Here is a 22857-nt window from a genome sequence, read left to right as displayed (position 1 = left end):
CATGACGCTCGCGACCGAGGTCAAGAAGCTCACCGATTCCAAGCCGTTCTACGTCGTCGCCGGCGTCGGCGACTACGCCGTCGAGAAGCTGCGCGAGCTGCCCGAGCAGCTCCAGAAGCTCCAGTCGCGGCGCTCCGAGCTCGCCCGCGAGCTCCCCGAGCGCACCCGCGCCTACGCCGACAAGGTCGAGTCCGTCGCCCGCGAGTTCCCCGACAGGGCCCGCGAGTACGCCGACCAGTTCACCAACCGCGCCACCGAGGTCTACGAGGACCTCGCCACGCGCGGCCGCAAGGTCGTCAGCCAGGCCAGCGGCACGGCCGCCCTTGAGCTGGAGGAGGTGTCGGAGGCCGCAGAGCCGCCCGTCGCCAAGCCCGTCGAGACGAAGAAGCCGGCCGCCCGCCCCCGCGCCGCCACCAAGGCCGCCAAGGCCTGACCACGCGCGCGCCCGGGCCGTCGTGCCCGGGCCGTCGCACGGCCCGTCTCCGCCTCGCGGAGGCGGGCCTTTCCGTTCCGGGGTGCCCGGCTGTCGGTCGCGGCTATTAGGCTGGGGAACGGTTTTTCATCTCGGGCGTTGGGCGGAGCCGACACATGAGTCTGATCAACGGAGTCTTCAACCTCCTCTTCCTGGTGCTCGCCGCCGTCATCTTCGGCATGTCGGTCTACGCGCTCGTGCACGCGCTGCGGGTGCCGGCCAACGCGTTCCTCGCGGCGGGCAAGCTCCAGAAGCCGCTCTGGCTGCTCATCCTGGTGCTCGCCACGCTGTTCTCCGCCGCGAACGCCTACGAATACCTCATCACCTTCCTCTTCCTCGGCAGCAGCCAGTTCATGGGCATCGGGCTCGGGATCTTCTCGATCCTGGCCGTCATCGCGGCCGCCGTCTACATCGTGGACGTCAAGCCGGCCGTGAAGGGCATGGGCCGGGGCGGCAACAACGGCCCCTACGGGCCCTGGTGACCCACGCCGAGAGCGCCGGTCAGGAAGGCGAGGATCTCGTCCCTGGCCTGGAGCGTCGGATGTCCTTCCTCGTCCACGAGGTGGGCGGTGACCACGCTGTGCGGGGTTCCCACCACGTCGCGGAAGAACGGCGGCGGATCGCCGTGGGCGGCGCCGCCGGGAAGGACCCGGCCGTCGAAGGCGTCCCCCAGGAGCGCCTGGTAGGCGGCGAAGCGCCGGCCGGTGCACCAGCGGTCGCCCTCGAAGCGGTAGGCGAGCACCTTCAGCCCGTCGCGCCTGACGCGCTCCCGCACCGCGCGGGCGTCGGCGTCGCTGAGCTCCAGCCCGCCGGGGTCGTCCAGCGGCAGTGACGGGTGGTTGACCACCGGCGCGACGACGGCCGGCTCCAGCGCCATGGTGAGGGCGAAGTTGCCGGTGAAGCACAGGCCGATCGCGCCGACGCCCGGGCCTCCGCACTCGGCGTGGGCCTGCCGGGCGAGCCCGCGCAGCCAGGCCGTGACCGGGCTGGTGCCGCCACCGGCGAACGCCCGGAACTCCGCGCTCACGCACGCGCGGCGGAGGACCTTCTCGCCGTCCTCGACCGTGGGGTAGGCGCCGTCCCTGCCGAACAGCGACGGAACGTGAACAGTGAAGCCGGCGTCCCGCACCCACCGCGCCAGGCGCAGGACGTCCGGGCTGATGCCCGGCATCTCCGGCATCAGCACCACGGCCGGCCCGGAGCCCGCGACCCACACCGTCTTCACCACCCCCTCCACCTCCACGCTGCCGCGCCGGAAATCCGTCATGGGGTCATCGCGGTGTTCGCTCATGCGGACAGCCTGTCCTGATCGGGCAGGCCGGGGCGACCGGCCGGATCGCCAGGCAGAGGGGTAATCTCGCCACAGTCGTGCCGGGGAGGGCGAGCGTGAGCGGGCTGCGTGTGGGGGTCCTGGCCTATCCGGGATGTTTCGCCTCCGAGGTGTTCGGCGTCCCTGACCTGCTGACGATGGCCACCCACGTCGGCGGTCCCGACGGGGTGAGCTATGAGGTGACGGTCATGTCGCCGCGCAGCCGGGTGGCCGCCTCGGGCGGCACGACGCTGGGCGTCCGCCCGGTACGCGAGGTCGACGTCCTCGTGGTGCCCGGATTCGAGCTCGGCCCTGGCCTCGACGTGGACGCGCGGCTGAGGCCCCTCGCACCCGAGGTCGCCGCGATCCGCGCGCACGCCGCGGCGGGCAACGCCGTGGTCTCCATCTGCGCCGGCGCGTTCCTGCTCGCCGAGGCCGGGCTGCTGCGCGGGCGCCGCGCCACGACGGCCTGGCTCCTCGCCCCCGAGCTGGCCCGGCGCTGCCCGGACACCGAGGTCCGGGCCGAACGCCTGGTCGTCACCGACGGCGGGGTGACGACGACGGCGGCCTTCAGCGCCATGTACGACTTCGCGCTCGCCCTGATCCGCGAGCACAGCGGCGCCCGCGTGGCACGGGCGACCGCGCGGGTGGCGCTCGTCGACGACGCCCGGTCATCCCAGAGCCCGTACGTCGACCCGCGGCTCCTTCCGCAGCCCGGGGCGGCGTTCTCGCGCGGGGTCATGCGGTGGCTCGACCAGAACCTCGCGGCCCCGTACGACCTGGCCGCGCTGGCGAGGACGTTCAACGTCAGCACCAGGACCCTGCTGCGGCGCTTCGCCGGAGAGACCGGCCGGAGCCCGCTCGCCTATCTCCAGTCCTCGCGTGTCCGCCGCGCCCGCCATCTCCTGGAGACGACCGACCGCACGGTGGCCGGCATCGCCGCGGCGGTCGGCTACCGGGACTCCGGGACCTTCGCCGCCCTGTTCGCCCGGCACACCGGGCGGCGCCCGCAGGACTACCGGGCGACCTTCCGTGACGAGCGCCGAAAATCTGTGTTCGCCGCAGTAGACATTTGCGGTCACTGAGGCTAGTGTTTCTCGTATCGCAAGGAACGGTTCGACCGGGCAGCGGAAGTATTGGCACCACGATGAACTGCCCGGAGCACGATGAACGGCAGAAGGTCGGACGTGAAGGGCCAGCGCAGTAGTAAGGGGCCCAGATCGTGGACGCGCTGCCACAGGTGAAGTTGGACAGTGGTCCGGAAGATAGAGATGAAGGGAGTGTTGAACGCCATCAGGATCGCCCGTTGCCGGCTGAGTCTCGCCGCTCGGGTACCGCAGTTCCACAGATAGGAAGGTGGTCTACGGTCACGCATCCGCGATCCCCGCACCACCGCCGCTCAGCGCGGCGGATGCGGAAAACAGTGAGCCGGCCGGACGGCCGGTAGATGGTGTTGAACTCTTCGGGGCCCCGGCGCATACAGGCGCCGGGGCCCCCTGTGCGCGCTGGAAAGGAATCTATGGTTCAACGTCGCTCGGCCGCCGAGGGTGACCGGCCCCCGCAGGGCAGGATCGCGGACCCGGCAGGACCCAGGGCTGGATCAGGCGCCGAGGACCGGTTCGAGGATCGGTTCGACAATGAGGACTACCCCGCCTACAGCATGGGCACGGCCGCGGAGCTGCTCGGTGTCAGCCCCGCGTTCCTGCGGGCTCTGGGCACCGCGAAACTGATCGAGCCGAAACGCTCCAGCGGCGGGCACCGCCGCTACTCCCGCTACCAGCTACGGCTGGCCGCGCGGGCCAGGGAACTCGTCGATCAGGGCACGCCGGTGGAAGCGGCCTGCCGGATCATCGTCCTGGAGGATCAGCTCGCCGAGGCGCTGCGCATCAACGAGGCGCGCGACCGCTCCGCCGGAGCTCAGCACCCATGACGCAAGAAGACCCGGCAGCGTGAAGCTGGCCGGGTCTTGGTGTGGCGCTCTCGGGTCAGGCGGCCACGATGTTCTCGGCCTGCGGGCCCTTCTGGCCCTGGGTGATGTCGAAGGACACCTTCTGGCCCTCGTGCAGCTCGCGGTAGCCGCCCTGAGAGACGATGTTGGAGTAGTGGGCGAAGACGTCGGCGCCGCCGCCGTCCTGCTCGATGAAGCCGAAGCCCTTTTCCGCGTTGAACCACTTCACGGTGCCAGAAGCCATGATGATCTCCTCTTGGTAGGTGCAAAGCCGACATCCGCACTGTGCGAATCTCGCGTCGCTGAAATAGGCCCACACCCGGAGAAGACCGGCAACAAAAATGCGCCTGAGGCTACATAGCGTCAGGCGCACACATGTTCATGATGGGTACCACAACTGCAACTGGCTCAAGCCTAGCACACGCGATGCGTGGAGAAGACCCGCGACCAGTCGCCGTACGACACCGCCAACCTTTTGCCGCCACCGCGGCGTTTGAGGGGCAGTGCCGACATGAGGAGAGACGGTGGATCGCGATGCCGCGTTCACGGCGTTCCTGGATGCCCACCAACGCCCGCTGCTGCGCCTGTGCTATCTGCTCACCGGAGAGGTCCATCTCGCGGAGGACCTCCTGCAGAGCGTGCTGGTCCGCATGCTCGGACGCTGGCCGAAGCTGCGCCACATCGACAATCTGGACGCCTACGCCCGTAAGGCGCTGGTGAACCAGTACATCTCCTGGCGCCGAAGACGCGGCTCCGGCGAGGTGCCGAGCGCCGAACTGCCCGAGCGCGCCCATTCCAGCGAGGACTCCGCCGTCCTTCGGATCGTGCTGCGGCAGGCGCTCATGCGGTTGACGCCCAAGCAGCGCGCCGTGCTGGTGCTGCGCTTCTACGAGGACCGGACCGAGCGCGAGGTGGCCGGCCTGCTGGGCTGCTCGGTCGGCACCGTCAAGAGCCAGGCGCACCACGCGCTGGCCCGGCTGCGCGCGCTCGCGCCCGAGCTGGCGTCCCACCTGCCCGCCATGAACGACGACTCCGCCTGGAACGAGGGGGCCCGCCGATGACCTGGCTCGGAGACCAGCTCGGCCGCATCGCCGACGAGATGCCGCAGCGTGACCTGGGCGCCAGGGCGATGGAGCGGTACCAGCGCAGGAGGCGCAACCGGATCGCGTTCGCCGCCGCCGCGACGGTCGTGGTGACGTTGCTCGCCGCCACCGTCGGGGTGCGGGCGTTGCCCACGGAACGGCAGCCGGCGGTCGGCCCCACCCTCCCGGTAGAGCGGCCCACCACCGAGCCCGCGGAGCGGCCCACCGAGGTCCTGGAACGGCCGACCATCAAGGTCGGCATGCTGCCGACGGTGGAGTCGGCGGTCCTGCCCGTGGCCCAGAGGATGGGCTATTTCGAGGAGGAAGGGCTGAACGTGCTCCCCGTGTTCGTGAGCGGTTCGGCGGCCGCGGCGCCGTTGCTCGCGCAGGGCCTGCTGGATCTGGCCCAGCTCGACTACGCGACGGTTCTCGAGGCGAACGAGCAGGGCAAGGACCTCAGGATCGCGGCGGCCTCCCACCAGGCCGCGCCAGGGACGCTGGCGCTCGTGGTGAACGCCACCTCGAAGGTCAGGACGGTCGCCGACCTCAAGGGCAAGAGGATCGCGGTCACCACGTTCGGCACGGTCCCGTTGCTCGCGCTGACCGCCCTGCTGGAGCGGGCCGGGCTGACGCGGAAGGACGTCGTGCTGGCCGAGACCACGTATCCCCAGATGCTCGGCGCGATGAAGCAGGGACGGTTCGACGCCGCCCTGCTGGCCGAGCCCTTCGTCACGGCCGGACGCCAGGAGGGGCTTATACGGGTCGTGGCGGACGCGATGACCGGCGACTTCGCGAACCTGCAGACGTCGGGGATGACCGCCACCGAGCGCTGGATCGCCCGTAACCCCCGCACGCTCGCGGCCTTCCTGCGCGCGCTGGGCAAGGCGCGACGCCTGGTCGCCGCCGACCCGGAGCACGCCCACGCGGTGCTGCCCACCTACACCAGGCTGCCCCAATACACTAGGATCTCCGAGGGGGCGGGCGGGAAGGCCGTGCTCGGCTCCTATCCCGGCAAGGTGGATCTGGCGCATCTCAGGCGGATCGCCGCCCTCGCCCACGCTCAGGGGCTGCTCGACCGCCTGCCGGACCCGGCGGCCTCGGTCGCGAAGACGAAGTGAGGGCCGGGGGCCTCACTCCCGCTGGTCGATCTGCCCCGCCAGGCCGTCGAGCAGGGGGCGCAGCCCGAACGCGAAGAGCCGGTCGAGATCGAGGTCGAACTCCCCCAGCTCCCCCAGGAACGCGGCGAAGGCCGTGTATCCCGGCGACTCGCTGACCGCCCGCAGGCGCTCCTCCTGCGCGCGCATCCACTCCTCGTCCGACAGGCCGGTGGCGGCGCGGGCCCGCCGTTCCTGCTCGATGTTGGCGGCCAGGCCCTGCACGAAGCTGTGCAGCAGGATGTGCACGTGCATCTTGGCCTCCGCGTCGAGCCGGGTGCCGGCCAGGGCGTCCATCACCCACTCCGCGTGCTTCAGCAGGCCGGCGGAGGGCAGCGGGCGGTACAGCGAGGTGACCCCGGCCATCCAGGGGTGCGCCCGGTAGGCCGCCCACTGGAGGCGGGCGCTCGTCTCCAGTGCCTCGCGCCAGCCGGCGGGCCGCGTCGGGGGCAACGGGTAGTCGTCGACCACCGCGTCGACCATGAGCAGGACCAGCTCGTCCTTGCCGCTGACGTGGCGGTAGAGGGACATCGTGGCCATCCCCAGCCGGTCCGCGAGCGCGCGCATGGTCAGCTCGTCGAGCCCGTCGGCGTCGGCGAGCTCGACGGCCGCCCGCACGACGCGCTCGCGGACAGCGGACGGCCCGGAGGACCCTGAGGACCTTGAAACTTCTGAGGCCCCTGAGGGCCCTAAGGGCATGCCACGGCGGCTCGCCGGGCGGCCGGGGCCGCGTTGCTCGGCGACCACCGTGCCCACCCTCGGCTCGGCGATCACCACTCCCTCCTGGGCCAGCAGCGCGAGGGCCTTGGCGGCGGTGGCCAGGGCGACGTCCCAGTCGCGGGCGAGCTGGCGGGTGGAGGGCACGCGGTCGCCGGGACGCAGCCTGCCGTCGGCGACCCGCCGCTTGATCTCGCCCGCGATGCGCGCGTAGGGCGGAGTGTCCATCCCACCTCCCTGTCCTAGTACAGATCTCCCATCCTAGCGTTGCGAGCTGCTGTATGTACGCCGTACATTCAGTGGCGCGTACAACGTACCAACAAGGGGGAGCTGATCATGAAGGTGCTCGTCTCGGGCGCGAGCGTCGGCGGTCCGGTCCTGGCCTACTGGCTGGGGCGGCACGGCATCGAGGCGGAGATCGTCGAGCGGGCCCCGGGCCCGCGCACCGGCGGGCAGGCGATCGACGTCCGGGGCGCGGCGCTCACGGTCGCCGACCGGATGGGCGTCCTGGAGCGGGCCAGGGCCCTGCGCACCCGGATGCGCGGCATGTCGATGGTGGACGGCTCCGGCGCCGAGCTGATGCGCAGCACCGAGGGCACGCTGAGCGGCGGCGCGTTCGACAGCCCCGACGTCGAGATCATGCGCGACGACCTGACCGCGCTGGTCCTCGCCGCCGCCGACCCCGTCATCGTCCACGGCGACTCGATCGCCGCCCTCGCCCAGGACGCGGACGGCGTGGACGTCACGTTCGAGAGCGGCCGCCGCGCCCGCTACGACCACGTGGTCGGCGCCGACGGCCTGCACTCCAACGTACGCCGTCTGGCCTTCGGCCCCGAGGAGCGCTATGTCCGCCACCTCGGCGCGTACGTCTCCATCTTCACCGCCCCCAACTTCCTCGGCCTCGACCACTGGCAGACCTGGTTCCGCGAGGGCGAGGTGGGCGGCGTCGTCTACAGCGACCGCGACGCCACCACGATGCGCGTGAACCTCGGCTTCCAGGACGGCCCGATCGCCTACGACCACCGCGACCTCGACGCCCAGAAGCGGCTGGTCCAGGAGCGCTGCGCCGGCCTCGGCTGGGAGGTCCCCCGGCTGCTGGACGCGATGGGCAAGGCCGACGACTTCTACTTCGACGCGATGGCGCAGGTCGTGATGGAGCGCTGGTCGGCCGGCCGGGTGACGCTGGTCGGCGACGCGGGCTACTGCGCCTCGCCGCTGTCCGGTCAGGGCACCAGCCTCGCCATGGTGGGGGCGTACGTGCTGGCGGAGGAGCTCGCGGCCGGCCCGTCCGGGGCGTTCGAGCGCTACGAGCGGCGGCTGCGCCCGTTCGTCGCGGCCAACCAGGCGCTCGCCACCGAGAACCCCGGTCAGGGCGCGGCCCCGGAGAGCATCCAGCGGGCCGCGAACGCGATCACTCTCGATTGACGGGACAAACCGCTACGATTTGCCGCCATGACCGGTATCAGACTCACGCTGGCCGCGCTGGGGGCCACCGCTCTGACGCTGACCGCCGCCCCCGCCGCCCTCGCGGCGACGGCCGGGATCACGGACGACGTCACGATGACCCTCGGCAAGGACGGCACCCTCCACGTGGTCGAGAAGATCAGCGGGGGATCGAGTGGGCTGAAGCGCACGTTCATCACCCGCACCCGGTACGACGACGGCAACGACCGCCTCTTCCGGATCACGAACGTCAAGGGCGGCACGTACGACGGCGACGTGCTCACCGTGACGAGCGGCACCGTCGAGTACGACGTCAAGGGCGCGGTGATGTCCTCGGGCGGCGTGGAGGAGCTGCGCTGGTTCGCGGTGAGCGGCTGGAACCAGCCGGTCGCCAAGGCCACCGTCAAGGTGCAGGGCCCCGGCCAGATCCAGAACCTCTCCTGCTTCGCCGGCGAGCTCACCTCGGCCGTCGGCTGCACCGCCGCCTCCATGGACCACACCGCCGCCCAGGCCGACTTCGAGCAGGAGAACCTCGCGCCCGGCGAGGCCCTGACCGTCGTCATCGGCTATCCGGCGGGCTCCAGCGCGGGCACGCCGATCCTGGAGCGGCGCTTCTCGCTGGCGTCGGCGTTCACGCTGAACACCGTCACCGGCGGCGCCCTGGCCGGCCTCCTGGTGCTGCTGCTCGGCGGCATCGGCCTGCTCTACTGGACGCGGGGCCGCGACGCCCGCGTGGCGGGCAGCGACCAGGGAGCGGTCAACCCCGTACAGAACGGGCACTTCTCCCCGCCGGACGGGGTCCGTCCGGGCCAGATCGGCACGCTCGTGGACGAGCAGGCCGACGTCGTGGACGTCACCGCCACCATCGTGGACCTCGCCGTCCGCGGCTACCTACGCATCGACGAGCAGCCCCGCCAGACCTACGACGCGCCCGACTGGCTGCTCGTACGGCTGCCCACCGCGCCGGTCGACGCCCTGCTGCCCTACGAGAAGGCGCTCCACGACGCCATCTTCGACGGCCGGGACGCGGTGCTGCTGTCGCAACTGTCCGGGATGTTCGCCACGCACCTGGGCAAGGTCCGCGACGCGCTCTACGCCGACGTGGTCAAGCAGGGCTGGTTCGCCCGCCGCCCCGACACCGAGCGCACCCGGTGGACGACGATCGGCGTCGTCCTCATCGTGGCCGGCGTGCTCGCCACGGCGGGACTCGCCTGGTTCACCACGTACGGGCTGCTCGGCCTCGCGGTCATCATCGCGGGCGGCGCGCTCGCCATCGGCGGCCAGTACATGCCGGCCAAGACCGCCAAGGGCTCGGCGGCGCTGGCGCACACCCTGGGCTTCCGCGAGTATCTGTTCTCCGGCGAGCTGGGCCACGTGCCGGAGCAGCACCGGGTGGAGCTGTTCTCCCGCTACCTGCCGTACGCGGTGATCTTCGACGGCGTGGAGCACTGGTCGCGGGTGGTGGCCTCCGTCACCGGCAACGGCCACCAGGCCGACAACCTCTACTGGTACCACGGGCCCGCGGAGTGGGACCTGTCGAAGTTCGCCGGCTCGATGCGCACGTTCTGCACGACGACCTCGGGCGCCATCTCCGCCACCCGCCAGTTCCGCAGCCTGTAGGGCTAGCGGATCCGTACCTCGCCGACCGGCCGTCCCCCGCCGAGCACCGGCGGGGCGGCCAGCTCGGCCAGCTCGGGGGCGTCGAGGCCGAGCGAGCGCAGCGCCGCCACCGTGACCGGCCCGCGGGCGCGCATCGAGCCGTCCTCGATCTTGACGGTGCCCGCCCTGCCGTCCTCGAAGGCGAACGCGTCGAACCCCTCCGCGCCCGACTTCACCATCAGGCCGGGCAGCGCGCGCATGAGCTTCGCCTCAAGCCGGTCGGTGCCGGACGTCATCTCGGGGTGGGCGCGCATCGCGTCGAAGATCTTGCGTTCGTACGAGTCGGCCGACGACCTCGGGAACGCGCGGAACGCCTTCGTCACCCCCAGCATCGACACGAAGAACAGCGGCGCCCCGCAGCCGTCCACGCCCGAGGCCGCCACCCGCTCGCCGGTGAGCTCCTCGACGGTCTCCCTGATCGCCCGCTGCAACGGATGCGACGGCTCCAGGTAGGTGGTCAGCGGCCAGTCGTTGACCGCGCAGGTGGCCAGCATGGCGGCGTGCTTGCCCGAGCAGTTCATGAAGACCCGGCCGTACTCGGTCGAGCGCCGGTCGAACGGGTGGTCCTCGGGGCACCGCAGCGCCTGCTCCTCCAGCCCGGCGTCCGCGAGGATCTTGCGTACCCCCTCCGCGTGGAACGGCTCGCCCGAGTGCGAGGCGCAGGCCAGCGCCAGCAGCTCGCCCTCCAGCGCCAGCCCGCCGCGCAGCATGCCGAGCGCCTGGAGCGGCTTCATCGACGACCGCGGCGAGGCGGGCACGTGCACCGCGCCCTGTGTCTCGATCAGGCGGCCTTCGGCGTCCACGGTCAGCATGCGGGCCTGATGCGTGGACTCCACGAACCCGGATCGGACGACTTCCACGGTCAACGACATATCCGTACCCCTTTCGGGACGAGTCTACGGAGGGTGTTTCCTGGTCCAGAATGAGATGTCATGCGAGCAGTGGTGCAGCGAGTGAGTTCAGCGTCCGTGGAGGTCGAGGGCCGGACGGTCGGCGAGATCGCCGAGCCCGGCCTGCTCGTCCTCGTCGGGGTCACGCACACCGACACCAGGGCCGAGGCGGCCAAGCTGGCCGCCAAGCTGTGGGGCCTGCGGATCCTGCACGGCGAGAAGTCGTGCTCCGACGTCGCCGCCCCGCTCCTGGTGATCAGCCAGTTCACCCTCTACGGCGACGCGCGCAAGGGCCGGCGACCCACCTGGCAGGCCGCCGCCCCGGGGCCCGTCGCCGAGCCCCTGGTGGACGCCGTCGTCGAGGAGCTGCGCGCGCTCGGCGCCCACGTGGAGACGGGCGTGTTCGGCGCGGACATGAAGGTCTCGCTCGTCAACGACGGCCCGATCACCCTCGTCCTGGAGTTCTGAACTCCTGGATCATCTGATCCGCCGGCGCAGCGACGGGTCGATGGAGACGTTGCGCCCGGCGTCCGGCGGCACCACGACCTCCTGGCCGGCCGCGACCCCGCCCGCCAGCAGCGGCGCGTCGACCGGCACCGTGCGCTTGACCACGGCCAGCGCGATCGGGCCCAGCTCGTGGTGGCGGGCCGCCGAGCCGACCACGCCGACCTCCTGGCTCTCGAAGATCACCGGGTCGCCGTGCACGGGCAGCGTGTCGACGCTGCCGTCGAGGTGCAGGAACACCAGGCGGCGCGGCGGATGCCCGAGGTTGTGCACCCGCGCCACGGTCTCCTGCCCGCGGTAGCAGCCCTTGCTCAGGTGGACCGCCGCGCCGATCCAGCCCACCTCGTGCGGGATGGTCTTGTGGTCGGTCTCGAAGCCCAGCCGCGGCCGGTGCGCCTCGATGCGCAGCGCCTCGTACGCCCACAGCCCCGCCAGCGGCCTGCCCAGGTGCTCGGGCAGCTCGGCGCGCGGCACCAGGACGTCCGCGTCGGCCGTGGAGAGCACGGCGAGGTCGTCGGCCCGCGACACCTCGACCCGCAGCATGAACCGCATGCGGTCGAGGTAGTCGACGAGGCTCTGCGCGGTGCCCGGCTCGACGTGGGCCAGCACGCTCTCGCCGTCGTCGACCAGGGTCAGGTGGTGCAGCACGCGGCCTTGCAGGTCGAGGTCGAGCGTCTGCGTCCACTCGCCCGGTTTGAGCGTGTCGAGCTTCTGCGAGGTCAGGTCGTTGAGCCATTTCAGCCGGTCGGCGCCGGAGATCCGGACCACCTCGCGGTTGCTGCGGTCGACGACGGCCTCGCCCTTGGCCAGCGCGCGCTGCTCGGCGAACAGGTCGCCGTAGTGGGCGGCTACGTCGGAGTCCGGCGCGTCAGCGGCGACCGCGCCGGGGAGGTCGAGCAGAGGGCTACGCATGCCTTCCAGGCTATCGGCAGTCGCGGCAACGTCCGAAGACGGTCAGGTGGTGAACGTCGGCGACGAACCCCAGCTCGTCGTCCAGCGCCTTCACCAGCCCCGCGGCCAGCTCGGGCCGCACCTCCAGCACCTGGTCGCAGCCCCGGCACACCAGGTGGACGTGGTCGGCCTCGGCCGCCAAGTGGTAGGTCGGCGCGCCGTGCCCGAGATGCGTGTGGGTGACCAGCCCCAGCTCCTCCAGCAGCTCCAGCGTCCGGTAGACGGTCGAGATGTTGACCCCGCGAGCCGTCTCACGGACCTTGACGCAGATCTCCTCCGGTGTGGCGTGCTCCAGATCCTTGACCGCTTCGAGGACGAGCTGACGCTGCGGCGTGACCCGGTAGCCCTTCGCACGGAGTTCCTCGTGCCACTGCGTCTCGGTCATGCTCCCGAGTCTACGGCCCGGTGATATTCATTTGCCTCCCGCGCGAACCACCACATAACTTCGTGGGTACGCGGAAAGGAGGTGGTCCGAATAATGGTTAGTCATAGTCGGGCTAGCGAGGTGGTTGTCCGCTGACGTCGCGGACGCCTGTCTCGGTCTCGTGACGTGACGCGAATTCGAGGCAACCACCGGGGCCCCTGACAGCCGGAGGGCGGGAGCGAACGCATCCCGTCCGTGGTCCATCCGGCCCGGCCGCACGAGCGGGCGGAGTGATGTCCGGGGCCCTTCTTCATTTCCCGATGAGTTCCGCGCCCGATCCCGGTCCATAGATGCGCACCGCCCATCCATGGAGAGAGGGACCATGAGCGCCAACCCCTTGCCGCCCGTCGTCGACGCCGCCACCTGGCGGCGCGAGCTGGACGCGCTGCGCGTCCGCGAGAAGGCCGCCACCCGTGAGCTCGACGCCATCGCCGCCCAGCGCCGCCGCCTGCCCATGGTCCGGCTGCCCGACTACGTCCTCGACGGCGAGAACGGCCCCGTCCGGCTGCCGGACGTCTTCGACGGCGCTCGGCAGTTGATCGTCTACAACCACATGTGGTTCCCGGGCAAGGAATGGCAGTGCCCGGGCTGCACCGGGTTCACCGCGCAGTTCACCCGCCTGGAGTTCCTCCACGACTACGACGCCAGGTTCGTCGTCGTCACCCAGGGCCCCATCGACGAGGCGCTCGCCTACAAGCGGCGCGTCGGCAACGCCATGGCCTGGTATTCCACCGCGAACAGCCCGTTCGGCGCCGACGTGGGCGCCCCGCCCGGCGGCGGCTTCGCCGTCAACGTGTTCCTGCGCGACGGCGACGACGTCTACCGCACCTGGCACACCGACGGGCGCGGCAGCGAGCAGCTCACCCACACCTTCGCGCTGATCGACCTGCTGCCGTACGGACGGCAGGAGGAGTGGCAGGACTCCCCCGAAGGCTGGCCGCAGTCGCCGGCCTACAGCCGCTGGGCCTCCTCGGAGGACATCGCCGCCCGCTACGGCCCCGGCTAGTCACGTACGGCCGAAGTGGGGCGCCGGCGGCGAGCAGCGCCGGCTCCGCCGTCAGTGCTCGCCGCGCGGCGTGACCCCCAGGTCGGCGCAGGCGCGGCGGTAGAGGGTCACCACGGCCTTACGCACCTGGGCCCGCTCGGTGAGCGTCTCGCCCCACGGCACGCGGACGCGCTCGCCGCCGTCGATCGTGAACTCGATCGCCTCGGCGTCGACGTCGCTGGTCACCGCCGTGGTCGCGGACGGCCGGCCGGCGAGGGCCCGGACGATGAGCAGCGAGTCGCCGGCGTGGTCGTCGTTCATGTGGCGCTTGATGGCCTCGACCGCGTCGGGGGTGAACGGCGTGCTCACGCGACCTTCTTCAGCTCGGCCGACATGTGGTCCGACAGCGGCTGCCCCATCGCGGCCATCTCGTAGGCCCACATGAGGTTGCCGTTGACCAGCCCGTAGAGGCGGTGGCCCGCGGTGTATTCCTTGGCGCTGGCGGTGCGGGCGACCACGTCGGTGCGCAGCTCGATCTTGTGGAAGACGACCTCGCCGAGGTAGATCTCGACGACGCCGGTCGGGTGCGCGAGCACCACCTCAAGCTGGCGGTCGGGCTGGGCCCGCCAGTAGCCGGACTCGGTGGCCAGCGGCCGGACCCGGTTGCCGTCCTGGTCGAGCAGCCAGGTGCGGCTGACGTAGGTCAGGAACGGCTTGCCGTTGTGGCCGAACTCGATCTCCTGCCCGAAGTTGAAGCTCTCGATCGTCGGGTAGCCGCCGACGCCCGCGCCCTCCCACCGGCCGAGCAGGAACGCGATCGGCTCCAGGGCGGGGTGCACCTCAGGTTCTTCCATGGTCCCCAAGCCTAGTGGCGGGGGGCGGGTGGCCGCGTGGGACCCGTTCGCCGGGGCTAGGGTGGCGGACATGGCACGATCTCTGGTGATCAAGGTTACCGCCGGGGCCGACGCCCCCGAGCGCTGCAACCAGGCGTTCAACGTCGCGGCCGCCGCCCTGGCGAGCGGTGTCCCCGTGTCCCTGTGGCTGACCGGCGAGTCGTCGTGGTTCGCGCTGCCGGGGCGGGCCGCGGAGTTCGACCTCCCGCACGCCGCGCCGCTCACCGACCTGCTCGCGGCCGTGCTGGCCGCGGGCCGGGTGACGCTGTGCACGCAGTGCGCCGCCCGCCGCGAGATCACCGTGGACGACGTCATCGACGGCGTACGCATCGCCGGCGCGCCGACGTTCGTCGAAGAGGCGACCGCGGAGGGCGTGCAGGCCCTGGTCTACTGAGCGCCCGTTCCAGCCGGCAGCGGATCGGGGTGGGCCGGCTCGGCGCAGCCGGCCCGGCACGCCTCCAGTTGCGCCGCGAACGCGATCCCCAGGAAGAGCGCGATCGAGCTGAGGAACGACCACAGCAGCAGCGCCATGACGGCGGTCAGCGGCCCGTACGTGTCGCCGAACGAGCTGTTGTTGTCGGTGTAGAGCGCGAGCGCCAGCGTGAACACCGTCCACAGGGCCAGCGCCACCAGCGCGCCCACGGCCAGCCAGGTGTGGCCCGGCTGCCGCCGCCGGGGCGAGGCCCGGAACAGCGTGACCGTGCTCACCATCGCCAGCAGGAAGCCGAGCGGCCAGCGGACGAGCGAGAACGCCTCCCGTGCCCCGTCTCCCCATTCGTAGACCTCGGAGAGCGCGTGGCCGAGCGCGCCGCCGCCCACCAGGACCGTGAACCCGGTGATCATGAGGACGCCGGAGGTCAGCGCCAGCACGGCCGCCCGCGCGTACTTGCGGGGGAAGGGCCGGTCGCGCTCGACGCCGTAGATGCGGTTGGCGCCGCGCTCGAACTGCGCCATCGCGGTCGCCAGCGCCACCAGCGTGGTGCCGAGGCCCAGCAGCAGGGCGAGCGCGCCGGAGGTCTGGTTGCCGCCCTCCAGCGCCTCCTTGACCGCCTCTGCCCCGCCTCCGGGCGCCAGGCCGCGCAGCGTCAGGCCCAGCACCCGGCCGAGCTGGCCGTGGTCGGTCACCTCGCTCAGACCGACCAGCGCGATCGTGCCAGGGATGATGGCCAGGCAGAGCTGGAAGGCCAGCGCGCGGGCATGGCTCATGCCGTCGCCGTAGCGGAACCGCACCAGCGAGTCGCGGACGAGCTGCCAGCCGCCGTAGTTGCGCAAGGTCGCCCAGGCGTCGTCGGCGGACAGCTCCTCGCCGCTCATCGTCCGGGTCTGGGGGACCGTCACCGTTGAACCCACGGCGAACCGTCTACCCGGTTCGCCGGAATTCATCAGGGAATCAGTCGGCGAGGACCGTGGCCAGGCGTTCCTGGCGCAGCGCCTCGTAACGGGAGTCGTCGAGCGGGGCGAGCTGACCCACCCGCCAGCCCAGCAGCAGGTCCGCGAGCGCCGGGTTGCGGGCCAGCGCGGGACCGTGCAGGTAGGTGCCGACCACGTGGCCCGCGTAGCAGCCCTCGTAGCCGTCGCCGTTGCCGATGCCCTTGACCGTGCGCGACAGCGGCCGGACGCCGGGGCCGAGGCGCGTGACGCCCATGTGGTTCTCGAACCCGGTCAGCGTGGGCAGGCCGAGCGCCGCGTCCACCTCGGCGACCAGCTCGCCCACCGCGCGGGCCGGGCCGCGCGCGCTCGCGATGTCGAGCAGGCCGATGCCGTCGACCGGCTGCCCCTCCTCGCCGCCGAACGTGCTGCCCATGATCTGGTAGCCGGCGCACACCGCCAGCATCGACGCCCCGCCGGCGAGAGCGCGCTGCAGGCCGCCGTCCTTACGCAGGCGCTGGGCGGCCAGGATCTGCGGGCGGTCCTCGCCGCCGCCGATGAGGTAGATGTCGCCGCTCTCCGGCACCGGGTCGGACGAGCGCACGTGGATCGTCTCGGTCTCGATGCCCCGCCGCCGGGCGCGCTGCTCCAGCACCAGGACGTTGCCCTGGTCGCCGTAGGTGCTCAGCAGGTCGGGATAGATCCAGACGATGCGCAGGACGCTGTCAGACGGCACGACCGAACTCCGATCGGATCTGCTGGAAGGCGGTGTAGTTGGCGATGACGTCGACCCGGCCGGGCGGCTGCATGGCCAGCGCCTCGGTGAACGAGCCGCACAGCGTGAACGGCACGTCCGCCACGTCGAGCCGGAGCGCGAGGTCGAGCCGGCGCTCACCGGTCACGAACACCGGACGGCCGCGCAGGATGCGGTAGTCGACGTCCCACAGCCACGACGTGTCGCGCCCGTCGGGGCCCTGGGCGTTGACCGACAGGATGATCGGCAGTTGCGGGTCGGCGACGTCGAACGCCTCCAGCCAGCCCGCCGGGTTCTTCGCCAGCAGCAGCCGCGCGTGCCGGCCGTCGCGCTCGACCATCGTGTAGCGGCCGGCCACCGAGGTGACCTCGCGCAGCCGCGGCAGCGCCCGGTCCACCGGCACCCCGAACGTCTCCGCCACCGCGAGCGCCATCACCGCGTTGGAGCGGTTGGCCGAGCCGGGAAGCTGGATGTCGAGCAGCCAGCGCTGCCCGCGCGGGTCGATCGCCTGGTCGTCGTCGAGCACCCAGTGCGGCTCGGGACGGTGGAAGGTGCACTCACGGCAGGCCCAGAAGGAGTCCTTGCGGTCGAGCGGGCCGCCGCACTCGGGGCAGCACCAGGAGTCCTCCTTCCAGCGCTGGCCGCCGGCGACCCAGGTGACCGAGGCGGCCGTCGAGGCGCCCCAGGTGACGAGCGGGTCGTCGCAGTTGGCGATGACGTGCGTGGGCTTGCCCGACAGCGCGCGCCGCCACTTCTGCGCCAGCAGCCAGATCTCGGCCGCGCGGTCCATCTGGTCGCGGCTGAGGTTCATCAGGCAGACCACGCTCGCGCCGGTGGTGTCGAGCACCTCGGGCAGGTATTTCTCGTCCACCTCCAGCACGCCGTAGGGGGCGTGCTTGTGCTGCGACAGCGCCGAGACGTGACCGGCCGGCATGTTGGCGCCGAAGGCGTTGGTGGCGACCTCGCCGAGGTCGAGCAGGGCCGAGACGATCAGGCGGGTGGTGGTGGTCTTGCCGTTCGTGGCGCTGACCAGGGCCAGCTTTCGGTCGCGGGCCAGCTTGCGCAGGAGATCGGGCTCCAGCATCAGGCCGACCCGGCCCCCGATCACAGAGCCGTCACCGCGCCCGGTCATCCTGGACAGCGTGGCGGCACTGCGGCCCAGGGCGCTGGCGAGCTGAGCCCGCAGAGGAAGCTGGGTCATGTCCATGAATCCTAGTCGCGCTCGGGCCCTACTCTCGTTACACACACGAAAACGTGCCGATCCACCCCCCGGTCAGAGAGCCGGGGCCGGGGTGGGGAAGCTGAGTTCGGGGGCGCCGCTCCCGTCGAAGGGGAGGACGAAGCGCCGGGGCCAGGACAGCACGCCCTCCAGCCACCCCGCCCCCATCGTCTGCCCGACGTGCCTGATCCTGGCCGACGCCTCGATGCCGATGGCGACGGTCGTGATGTCGCGCTGCACGGCCTCGTTCTCGTCGTCGCCGAGGATGACCCGCCAGGCCAGCGCCCGGTTGCGGTCCACCTCCATCGACAGCGGGTGGTGGCGCAGCGCCTTGGCGCGGTGGCCGAGCAGCTCCGTGTGCGCGCGGTCCGGCGACCCGTTGACTGCGGAAGCGGTGTGGGGCGGGCGGAACAGGGCGTACTCCATGGGCGGGGCGGGGCTGCGCAGGTCGGGGGCGGACTGCCCGTGCGGGAAGAGCCGGTCCACCTCGTGCAGCCACCGCACCTGCGGGATCACCCACGACGCCCCGGGCCGCTCGCCGCCGCCCTCCAGGCCCGCGAGCAGCCGGGTGGCCTTCTCCGCCGCCTTCTCGGTCAGCAGCGAGGGGTCGAACCAGCTCCGCAGCGACCAGGCCCGCCGCTGCACCGACCGTTCGACGAGGGTCGCCAGCAGGCACTCGCGCCGCCGCGCCGGCAGGTCTCCCCAGGCGGCGGCGAGGACGCGCGGCACGCCCGGCAGCGGCCGGTTGCTGACGAAGGCGAGCACGACCGTGTCGCACCAGATGCGCAGCCACGCCCATTCGGGCGCGTCGGCGAGCACGTCCGCCTCGCGCAGCTCGACCAGCGTGCACGCCTGCCCGCCGCGGCACTGCGCGCCGCAGGCGGCGGAACGGCGGCCGCGGATGGGCGGCGGCGGCCCCGGCAGGACCTTCTCCCTGGACTCGCCGAGCGGCACGCGCACCCGCAGCGGCCGGTCCATGCCGTCGGCGAAGACCGCGGCCGAGCCCGGCTGGAGCGACACGACGTGGCGTGACTGCTCCTCGCTGAGGTTCATGGCCGCGCCGACGAGCTTCCTGTCGTCCTCGGCGGGCAGCCGGTGCACGACCTTGAGCGCGGTGTTCTTGACCACGTCGGAGACGAGCTTGGACGGGATCTGCTCGGCGACGACGATGCCCTCGCCGTACGCCCTGATCTCGGCCAGCATCCCCGCCAGCAGCTCGACCGCGTGCGTGGAGGCCCGCCCCTGCCCGCGGTCGCGCAGCAGCCGGTGCGCCTCCTCGATGACGATGACATGCCGCAGCTCGTGGGACCTCTCCTTGCGCGCCCGCATCCGCAGGTGCTCGACGATCCTGATGATCAGCGTGCCCATGAGGAACGCCTTGTCCTCGTCGTTGGCGACGTCCTCGATGGCGAGCACGACGTTGCGCTCCAGCAGGCCGCCGACGTCGGCGGGGTGGCCGCCCTCGAAGAAGCGCCCGGCCGAGCCGACGCGCAGCGAGCGCAGCCGCAGCGAGATGAAGCCCTCGACGTCGGCCTGGACCTCGCGGCCGTAGCCGATCTCCTTGATGACGTCCATGGCGTGCTGCTGGAGCTGTTCGAGGGTGGGGACGCTGGGCGGGACGCTGGAGCCGGGGACCGCGCCGCCGGTGACGACGTCCCAGCCGGTGGCCTCGTAGACGCGCTGCAGCGCCAGCGACATGATCTGCGGGAACGGCTCCTCGGCGTCGAAGGCCGCCATGAACAGCGCCCTGATCATGTCGATGTGGGCCTGGACGGGATAGCCGGGCTCGGGTTCGAGCGGGTTGACGCTGAACGGCACGCCCTCGGGCGCGGACGGGTTGATCACGGTGACCGGCTCGTCCACGCGGCCGGCCATGGCGGCGTACTCGGACTTGGCCGGCTCGATCGCGAGCCACGGGATGCGGGCCCTGCTGAGCTGCTCCAGCAGGTGCCGTACGGTCTGCGACTTGCCGGAGCCGGTCGCGCCGGTGACGAAGGCGTGCCGGTTGAGCGTGGCGAGCGGCACCCGGAACGAGCCGACGGCGCGGTCCTGCCCGTCGAGGATCTCGCCGAGCTCCAGTTCGCCCCCGTCGGCCTCGGACGTCACGTCGAAGAAGCCCGAGTCGAGCACGCGGACGCCGGGCACCTCGCGGCGGGGCAGCCCGGCCAGCGCGGCGAGCGCCCCCGCCGTCGCGGCGAACGGCGCGGCGGCCCCGTCGGCCGGGTCCTGGAGGGTGACGGCCAGCGCCTCAGCCAGCGGGTACGCGGCCCCGTGCGAGCTCCGCAGCCGGTACGGGTGGTGGCTCATCTCCACGGACCCGACCAGCACGGGCGCGAGCTGCCGCAGCTCGTCGGCGGTGGCGGCGCCGGCCAGCACGCGCACGTTCCACAGCCCGGCCTCGCGGAAGGCGTCGAGCTCCTGCATACGCCGCTCGGCCCGCTCGGCGTCGAACCGGGAACGCTCGGAGGCGTCGCCGTACTGGCGCAGCACGTTGAGCTGGGTGCGCAGGTGGGCCACCTCGGCGTCCAGCAGGTCGGTCGGCTCGGCCACGACGAGCCAGGCGAACGGCCGCGACATCAGCGTGACCAGGGTCGCCTCGAACAGCGTGGGCCGGGTCAGCTCGTCGTGGTCGGCGTGGCGTTCGCGGCCGCCCAGCGGCGGCGCCTGCCGCCCCGGGCAGGGCGCCCACACGAGGTCCGCCAGGTCGGCCAGGTACTCGTCGGAGAGCTGGACGCCGCGTGCCCCGCCGGGGAACAGCAGCGGCTGCGGCCCCCTCGGCCGGTCGGGCACGTCGGTGGCGCGGCGCGGCTGGCGCGGCGGCGACAGCGGGCCCGCGTTGGTGATGAGTTCGAGCGGCGCGCCGGATCCGCGTGACAGCCATCCGATGACGAACGGCCGGTCGCGCTGCGCCGCCGACAGCACGGCGGGCAGCACGGTGACGAAATCCCATTCCGCCGACGAGCTTCGCGAGGGCGCGGCGATCGACTGGATCCGATACCAGGGCCCGCTCAGCGAGACGCTCGGCTGCAACATCAATCCCCCAGAGACGGTTCTTCGCCAAATTCCAGCAACCGCCAGCTCGTCACCTTGACATTGACCATGTCATTACCCGGTCATGCCCGGCCCTTTCGCCAGTCGAGCCGTGGCGGGGGTGGTCCGAGGTTGGGCGGCGGCTCCTCCTCCCCGTCGGCGCCGTGGGGGTCGAGCGCCAGCACGGCCTCGCGCACGTCCTCCAGCTGGCCGAGCGTGGTCTTGGGGAAGGTGAGGATGGCGGGATTGGCGTCGGCGAGGCGGACCCTCCGGCCGCTGGCCGTGGCGTCGGTGACGATGACGGAGGTCGTGGGGAGCTGCTGGAGCTCGTGCGGCTCGACCAGGAACTCGCGCGAGCGCTGGAGCACGCGCTCCTTCTCGGAGATCTTGTCGGCGGTGCGGCCCCACTCGGTGGACTCGGTGATGTCCTCGGCGAGGTCGGCGGGGCTCTCCTCGCGCAGCTCCCGCTCGTCGTCCACCTGGGAGACGGTGGAGGTGTAGCCGCCGTCCAGGCCGGGCAGCGACGCGCTGATGGTCTCGGTGAGCTGGGCCAGCTCCAGCCGGTGCTCGGTGCCGACGTGCTCGCTCGCGACGCGGGCGTCCTCGGCGTTGCCGAGCCGCATGAACGCCACCGCCGCGTGCCCGCGGCCGAGCCGTTCGCGCACGGTGGGGGTGAGCGAGCGGTAGGTGAGGACGAGCCCGGTGCGCGAGGTCTCGCAGGCGTCCATCAGCCGGTCGAGCACGTCGCCCCTGAGCTTGTCCGCGCCGGCCACGATGATCGTGTGGTACCAGGGCCGGTCGGAGGCGGGCGACTGGCGCAGGATGTGGGTGAGCGCGGTGGCGACGTACGTGCCGAGCACCCGGTTGCCGAACACCCCCGCCTGCCGGTCCATGCTCACCACCCGCAGCCGGGCCGGCGGCAGCCGCACGGCCTCGGTGCCGAGCGTCTCCAGCTTGCGGAGCTGGGACTCCAGGGCCCAGGCCCGCTCGATCACCACGCGGTCGCTGACGCCACGCCCGAAGAGCGTGCCGATGCGTTCGAGCTGGGTGGCGGTGAGCAGCCCGAAGCGCAGGTCGTCGCGCGGGTCGCCGACCTGCGCGAGCGCCCTGAGGGCGGCCGTGACCTGGCTGATGGTGGCGTTCTCGCCGAGGACCTCCAGCACCCGCTCCAGGATGGCGTTGTCGAAGCTGAGGTCGCGGGTGGTGCGGTGCTCCTCGCTGACGCTGACCACGTGCGCGAGGACGTCCGCGAACGCCTCCGGCTTGAGCGTCGCGCCGAGGTCGAGCTTGGGCAGGTCGACCGGCAGCACCCACACGAGGGGGTCGTCGCCGCCCTTGCGGGCCAGCTCGATGAGGTCCTTGGCGATGGCGCCCTCGGACAGGTCGAGCACGGTGAGGTGGCCGCCGCTGTAGAGGCGGGTGGCGCCGAGCAGCGTGATCAGCGCGGACCAGCCGGGCAGGGTGCCGCCCGCGACGTCGACGCGGTCGATCTCGTCGGGGACGGCGACGGCGTACCAGCTGAGCTGGCGGTCGTGGCGGTCCTTCTGCTCCTGCCACTCGCGGTAGCGCCTGGCGTGCTCCTCCTGGGCCTTGAACAGCTCCTTGTCACGTTCCTGACGCCGGCGCTGGTCCCTCGCCTGCTGCTCCAGCACGCGGTAGCGGACCGCACGGTCGCCCTGCATGAGGGCGAAGGTGCAGATGGCCGCCACGCCGCCGGCCGCCACCAGCCCGAGGAGCGCGAACGACCAGTCGAGGTAGCCCGCGACGGCCACGGCCAGGATCAGCACGCTCAGCACGAGCGCGAACACGCGGAACAGCCGGACCGGCTGGTTGAGCATGTCCTCCTGCATCCGCTCGCGCCGGCCCGCCTCGGCCTGGGCGGCGTCGGGCCCGGTGGCGGCGGGCTCCTCGCCCGGAGAGGCCGGTGAGGGTCGTTTGGGCGGGGGTCCTGGATCGGGGTGCAGCAGGAGGTACTGCCAGCCCAGGTAGATGCGATCAGCCTGAAGCTGGGCATGCTCGGGATGCACGTCTGTCACGTGACCCTCCGGCCGCGAT

At 72.0% G+C, this 22857-nt stretch carries 24 protein-coding genes; 11 read left to right on the top strand and 13 right to left on the bottom strand.

From position 1 onward, the window contains the following. Position 1 precedes the first annotated feature (1 nt). Together Nocox_RS03720 and Nocox_RS03715 are read left to right on the top strand one after the other, a co-directional pair. Positions 2–433, top strand: coding sequence for a hypothetical protein (locus Nocox_RS03720; protein WP_020544673.1), 432 nt, complete (start codon positions 2–4; stop codon positions 431–433). A gap of 155 nt (positions 434–588) precedes the next feature. Next, positions 589–954 (top strand): DUF2516 family protein, encoded by a 366-nt coding sequence (locus Nocox_RS03715; RefSeq protein ID WP_020544674.1) that lies wholly within the window; start codon positions 589–591, stop codon positions 952–954. Here the strand turns inward: Nocox_RS03715 and Nocox_RS03710 are convergent. Further along, entirely contained in the window at positions 939–1763 is an 825-nt protein-coding gene (locus Nocox_RS03710; protein WP_033409842.1) for a dienelactone hydrolase family protein, read from the bottom strand. The two genes, Nocox_RS03715 and Nocox_RS03710, sit on opposite strands and share 16 nt — an antisense overlap. Positions 1764–1858: 95 nt before the next feature. On the opposite strand from Nocox_RS03710, the gene Nocox_RS03705 reads away from it, so the two are divergent. Both Nocox_RS03705 and Nocox_RS03700 read left to right on the top strand, forming a co-directional pair. After that, positions 1859–2866, top strand: coding sequence for a GlxA family transcriptional regulator (locus tag Nocox_RS03705; protein ID WP_051112634.1), 1008 nt, complete (start codon positions 1859–1861; stop codon positions 2864–2866). Positions 2867–3300: 434 nt separating this feature from the next. Then, positions 3301–3711 (top strand): helix-turn-helix domain-containing protein, encoded by a 411-nt coding sequence (locus Nocox_RS03700; RefSeq protein ID WP_084685749.1) that lies wholly within the window; start codon positions 3301–3303, stop codon positions 3709–3711. A gap of 55 nt (positions 3712–3766) precedes the next feature. On the opposite strand, the gene Nocox_RS03695 is transcribed toward Nocox_RS03700, so the two are convergent. After that, entirely contained in the window at positions 3767–3973 is a 207-nt protein-coding gene (locus tag Nocox_RS03695; protein WP_020544678.1) for a cold-shock protein, read from the bottom strand. Between the two features lie 280 nt (positions 3974–4253). Here Nocox_RS03695 and Nocox_RS03690 point away from each other — a divergent pair, with 280 nt between their 5' ends. Together Nocox_RS03690 and Nocox_RS03685 are read left to right on the top strand one after the other, a co-directional pair. Further along, positions 4254–4790: a SigE family RNA polymerase sigma factor gene (locus Nocox_RS03690; protein WP_020544679.1), complete on the top strand. Its 537-nt coding sequence runs from the start codon at positions 4254–4256 to the stop codon at positions 4788–4790. Further along, positions 4787–5929 (top strand): ABC transporter substrate-binding protein, encoded by a 1143-nt coding sequence (locus tag Nocox_RS03685; protein WP_020544680.1) that lies wholly within the window; start codon positions 4787–4789, stop codon positions 5927–5929. The genes Nocox_RS03690 and Nocox_RS03685 overlap by 4 nt, the downstream gene beginning before the upstream one ends. Before the next feature lie 12 nt (positions 5930–5941). Here the strand turns inward: Nocox_RS03685 and Nocox_RS03680 are convergent, their stop codons facing one another. Continuing rightward, positions 5942–6910 carry a TetR/AcrR family transcriptional regulator gene (locus Nocox_RS03680; protein WP_020544681.1) on the bottom strand — a complete coding sequence of 323 codons (969 nt, stop codon included), beginning with the start codon at positions 6908–6910 and terminating at the stop codon, positions 5942–5944. Between the two features lie 108 nt (positions 6911–7018). Here Nocox_RS03680 and Nocox_RS03675 point away from each other — a divergent pair, with 108 nt between their 5' ends. Next, a complete protein-coding gene (locus Nocox_RS03675) occupies positions 7019–8107 on the top strand; it encodes an FAD-dependent monooxygenase (protein WP_020544682.1) in 1089 nt (362 codons plus the stop codon). 27 nt (positions 8108–8134) lie between these two features. Beyond that, positions 8135–9745: a DUF2207 domain-containing protein gene (locus Nocox_RS03670; RefSeq protein ID WP_020544683.1), complete on the top strand. Its 1611-nt coding sequence runs from the start codon at positions 8135–8137 to the stop codon at positions 9743–9745. Positions 9746–9747: 2 nt separating this feature from the next. Here the strand turns inward: Nocox_RS03670 and Nocox_RS03665 are convergent, their stop codons facing one another. Next, the gene (locus Nocox_RS03665) at positions 9748–10644 is read right to left on the bottom strand and encodes an asparaginase (protein WP_246649738.1); all 897 of its coding nucleotides are present in this window, start codon (positions 10642–10644) and stop codon (positions 9748–9750) included. Between the two features lie 72 nt (positions 10645–10716). On the opposite strand from Nocox_RS03665, the gene dtd reads away from it, so the two are divergent. Beyond that, positions 10717–11142, top strand: a complete 426-nt coding sequence (gene dtd / locus Nocox_RS03660) for a D-aminoacyl-tRNA deacylase (protein WP_026214640.1) — start codon at positions 10717–10719, stop codon at positions 11140–11142. Between the two features lie 9 nt (positions 11143–11151). Here dtd and ygfZ read toward each other — a convergent pair whose 3' ends face one another. Further along, positions 11152–12090 carry a CAF17-like 4Fe-4S cluster assembly/insertion protein YgfZ gene (gene ygfZ / locus Nocox_RS03655; RefSeq protein WP_020544686.1) on the bottom strand — a complete coding sequence of 313 codons (939 nt, stop codon included), beginning with the start codon at positions 12088–12090 and terminating at the stop codon, positions 11152–11154. Positions 12091–12100: 10 nt separating this feature from the next. Then, positions 12101–12514 (bottom strand): Fur family transcriptional regulator, encoded by a 414-nt coding sequence (locus Nocox_RS03650; RefSeq protein WP_020544687.1) that lies wholly within the window; start codon positions 12512–12514, stop codon positions 12101–12103. Between the two features lie 361 nt (positions 12515–12875). On the opposite strand from Nocox_RS03650, the gene Nocox_RS03645 reads away from it, so the two are divergent. Beyond that, on the top strand, positions 12876–13559 hold the full coding sequence (locus Nocox_RS03645) for a DUF899 domain-containing protein (RefSeq protein ID WP_026214641.1): 684 nt from the start codon (positions 12876–12878) through the stop codon (positions 13557–13559). A 51-nt stretch (positions 13560–13610) separates the two neighbouring features. Here the strand turns inward: Nocox_RS03645 and Nocox_RS03640 are convergent, their stop codons facing one another. Beyond that, entirely contained in the window at positions 13611–13907 is a 297-nt protein-coding gene (locus Nocox_RS03640) for a DUF2470 domain-containing protein (protein ID WP_020544689.1), read from the bottom strand. Continuing rightward, positions 13904–14392 carry a heme-binding beta-barrel domain-containing protein gene (locus Nocox_RS03635; RefSeq protein ID WP_026214642.1) on the bottom strand — a complete coding sequence of 163 codons (489 nt, stop codon included), beginning with the start codon at positions 14390–14392 and terminating at the stop codon, positions 13904–13906. Before Nocox_RS03635 ends, Nocox_RS03640 begins: the two co-directional genes overlap by 4 nt. A 70-nt stretch (positions 14393–14462) precedes the next feature. Between Nocox_RS03635 and Nocox_RS03630 the strand changes: the two genes are divergently transcribed. After that, positions 14463–14825: a DsrE family protein gene (locus Nocox_RS03630; RefSeq protein WP_026214643.1), complete on the top strand. Its 363-nt coding sequence runs from the start codon at positions 14463–14465 to the stop codon at positions 14823–14825. Here the strand turns inward: Nocox_RS03630 and Nocox_RS03625 are convergent. From Nocox_RS03625 to Nocox_RS03605, 5 genes are all read right to left on the bottom strand, one after another. Next, the gene (locus Nocox_RS03625) at positions 14819–15769 is read right to left on the bottom strand and encodes a YihY/virulence factor BrkB family protein (RefSeq protein WP_246649737.1); all 951 of its coding nucleotides are present in this window, start codon (positions 15767–15769) and stop codon (positions 14819–14821) included. The two genes, Nocox_RS03630 and Nocox_RS03625, sit on opposite strands and share 7 nt — an antisense overlap. Positions 15770–15821: 52 nt before the next feature. Beyond that, positions 15822–16535 carry a type 1 glutamine amidotransferase gene (locus tag Nocox_RS03620; protein WP_020544693.1) on the bottom strand — a complete coding sequence of 238 codons (714 nt, stop codon included), beginning with the start codon at positions 16533–16535 and terminating at the stop codon, positions 15822–15824. Continuing rightward, positions 16525–17754, bottom strand: a complete 1230-nt coding sequence (locus Nocox_RS03615; protein WP_026214645.1) for a MurT ligase domain-containing protein — start codon at positions 17752–17754, stop codon at positions 16525–16527. The genes Nocox_RS03620 and Nocox_RS03615 overlap by 11 nt, the downstream gene beginning before the upstream one ends. A gap of 72 nt (positions 17755–17826) precedes the next feature. After that, positions 17827–20805 carry an ATP-binding protein gene (locus tag Nocox_RS03610; RefSeq protein WP_033409846.1) on the bottom strand — a complete coding sequence of 993 codons (2979 nt, stop codon included), beginning with the start codon at positions 20803–20805 and terminating at the stop codon, positions 17827–17829. Between the two features lie 80 nt (positions 20806–20885). Beyond that, the gene (locus Nocox_RS03605) at positions 20886–22838 is read right to left on the bottom strand and encodes a hypothetical protein (protein WP_033409850.1); all 1953 of its coding nucleotides are present in this window, start codon (positions 22836–22838) and stop codon (positions 20886–20888) included. Positions 22839–22857 lie beyond the last annotated feature (19 nt).

The sequence above is a fragment of the Nonomuraea coxensis DSM 45129 genome, from assembly GCF_019397265.1.
Taxonomy (GTDB): Bacteria; Actinomycetota; Actinomycetes; order Streptosporangiales; family Streptosporangiaceae; genus Nonomuraea; species Nonomuraea coxensis.
This window is presented reverse-complemented; position numbering and strand designations above follow the sequence as displayed.

Coding starts and splice junctions, on each gene's coding strand:
- Nocox_RS03720 (WP_020544673.1), top strand. CDS start 2: ATGACGCTCGCGACCGAGGTCAAGAAGCTCACCGATTCCAAGCCGTTC.
- Nocox_RS03715 (WP_020544674.1), top strand. CDS start 589: ATGAGTCTGATCAACGGAGTCTTCAACCTCCTCTTCCTGGTGCTCGCC.
- Nocox_RS03710 (WP_033409842.1), bottom strand. CDS start 1,763: ATGAGCGAACACCGCGATGACCCCATGACGGATTTCCGGCGCGGCAGC.
- Nocox_RS03700 (WP_084685749.1), top strand. CDS start 3,301: ATGGTTCAACGTCGCTCGGCCGCCGAGGGTGACCGGCCCCCGCAGGGC.
- Nocox_RS03695 (WP_020544678.1), bottom strand. CDS start 3,973: ATGGCTTCTGGCACCGTGAAGTGGTTCAACGCGGAAAAGGGCTTCGGC.
- Nocox_RS03685 (WP_020544680.1), top strand. CDS start 4,787: ATGACCTGGCTCGGAGACCAGCTCGGCCGCATCGCCGACGAGATGCCG.
- Nocox_RS03680 (WP_020544681.1), bottom strand. CDS start 6,910: ATGGACACTCCGCCCTACGCGCGCATCGCGGGCGAGATCAAGCGGCGG.
- Nocox_RS03675 (WP_020544682.1), top strand. CDS start 7,019: ATGAAGGTGCTCGTCTCGGGCGCGAGCGTCGGCGGTCCGGTCCTGGCC.
- Nocox_RS03670 (WP_020544683.1), top strand. CDS start 8,135: ATGACCGGTATCAGACTCACGCTGGCCGCGCTGGGGGCCACCGCTCTG.
- dtd (WP_026214640.1), top strand. CDS start 10,717: ATGCGAGCAGTGGTGCAGCGAGTGAGTTCAGCGTCCGTGGAGGTCGAG.
- ygfZ (WP_020544686.1), bottom strand. CDS start 12,090: ATGCGTAGCCCTCTGCTCGACCTCCCCGGCGCGGTCGCCGCTGACGCG.
- Nocox_RS03650 (WP_020544687.1), bottom strand. CDS start 12,514: ATGACCGAGACGCAGTGGCACGAGGAACTCCGTGCGAAGGGCTACCGG.
- Nocox_RS03645 (WP_026214641.1), top strand. CDS start 12,876: ATGAGCGCCAACCCCTTGCCGCCCGTCGTCGACGCCGCCACCTGGCGG.
- Nocox_RS03635 (WP_026214642.1), bottom strand. CDS start 14,392: ATGGAAGAACCTGAGGTGCACCCCGCCCTGGAGCCGATCGCGTTCCTG.
- Nocox_RS03630 (WP_026214643.1), top strand. CDS start 14,463: ATGGCACGATCTCTGGTGATCAAGGTTACCGCCGGGGCCGACGCCCCC.
- Nocox_RS03615 (WP_026214645.1), bottom strand. CDS start 17,754: ATGACCCAGCTTCCTCTGCGGGCTCAGCTCGCCAGCGCCCTGGGCCGC.
- Nocox_RS03610 (WP_033409846.1), bottom strand. CDS start 20,805: ATGTTGCAGCCGAGCGTCTCGCTGAGCGGGCCCTGGTATCGGATCCAG.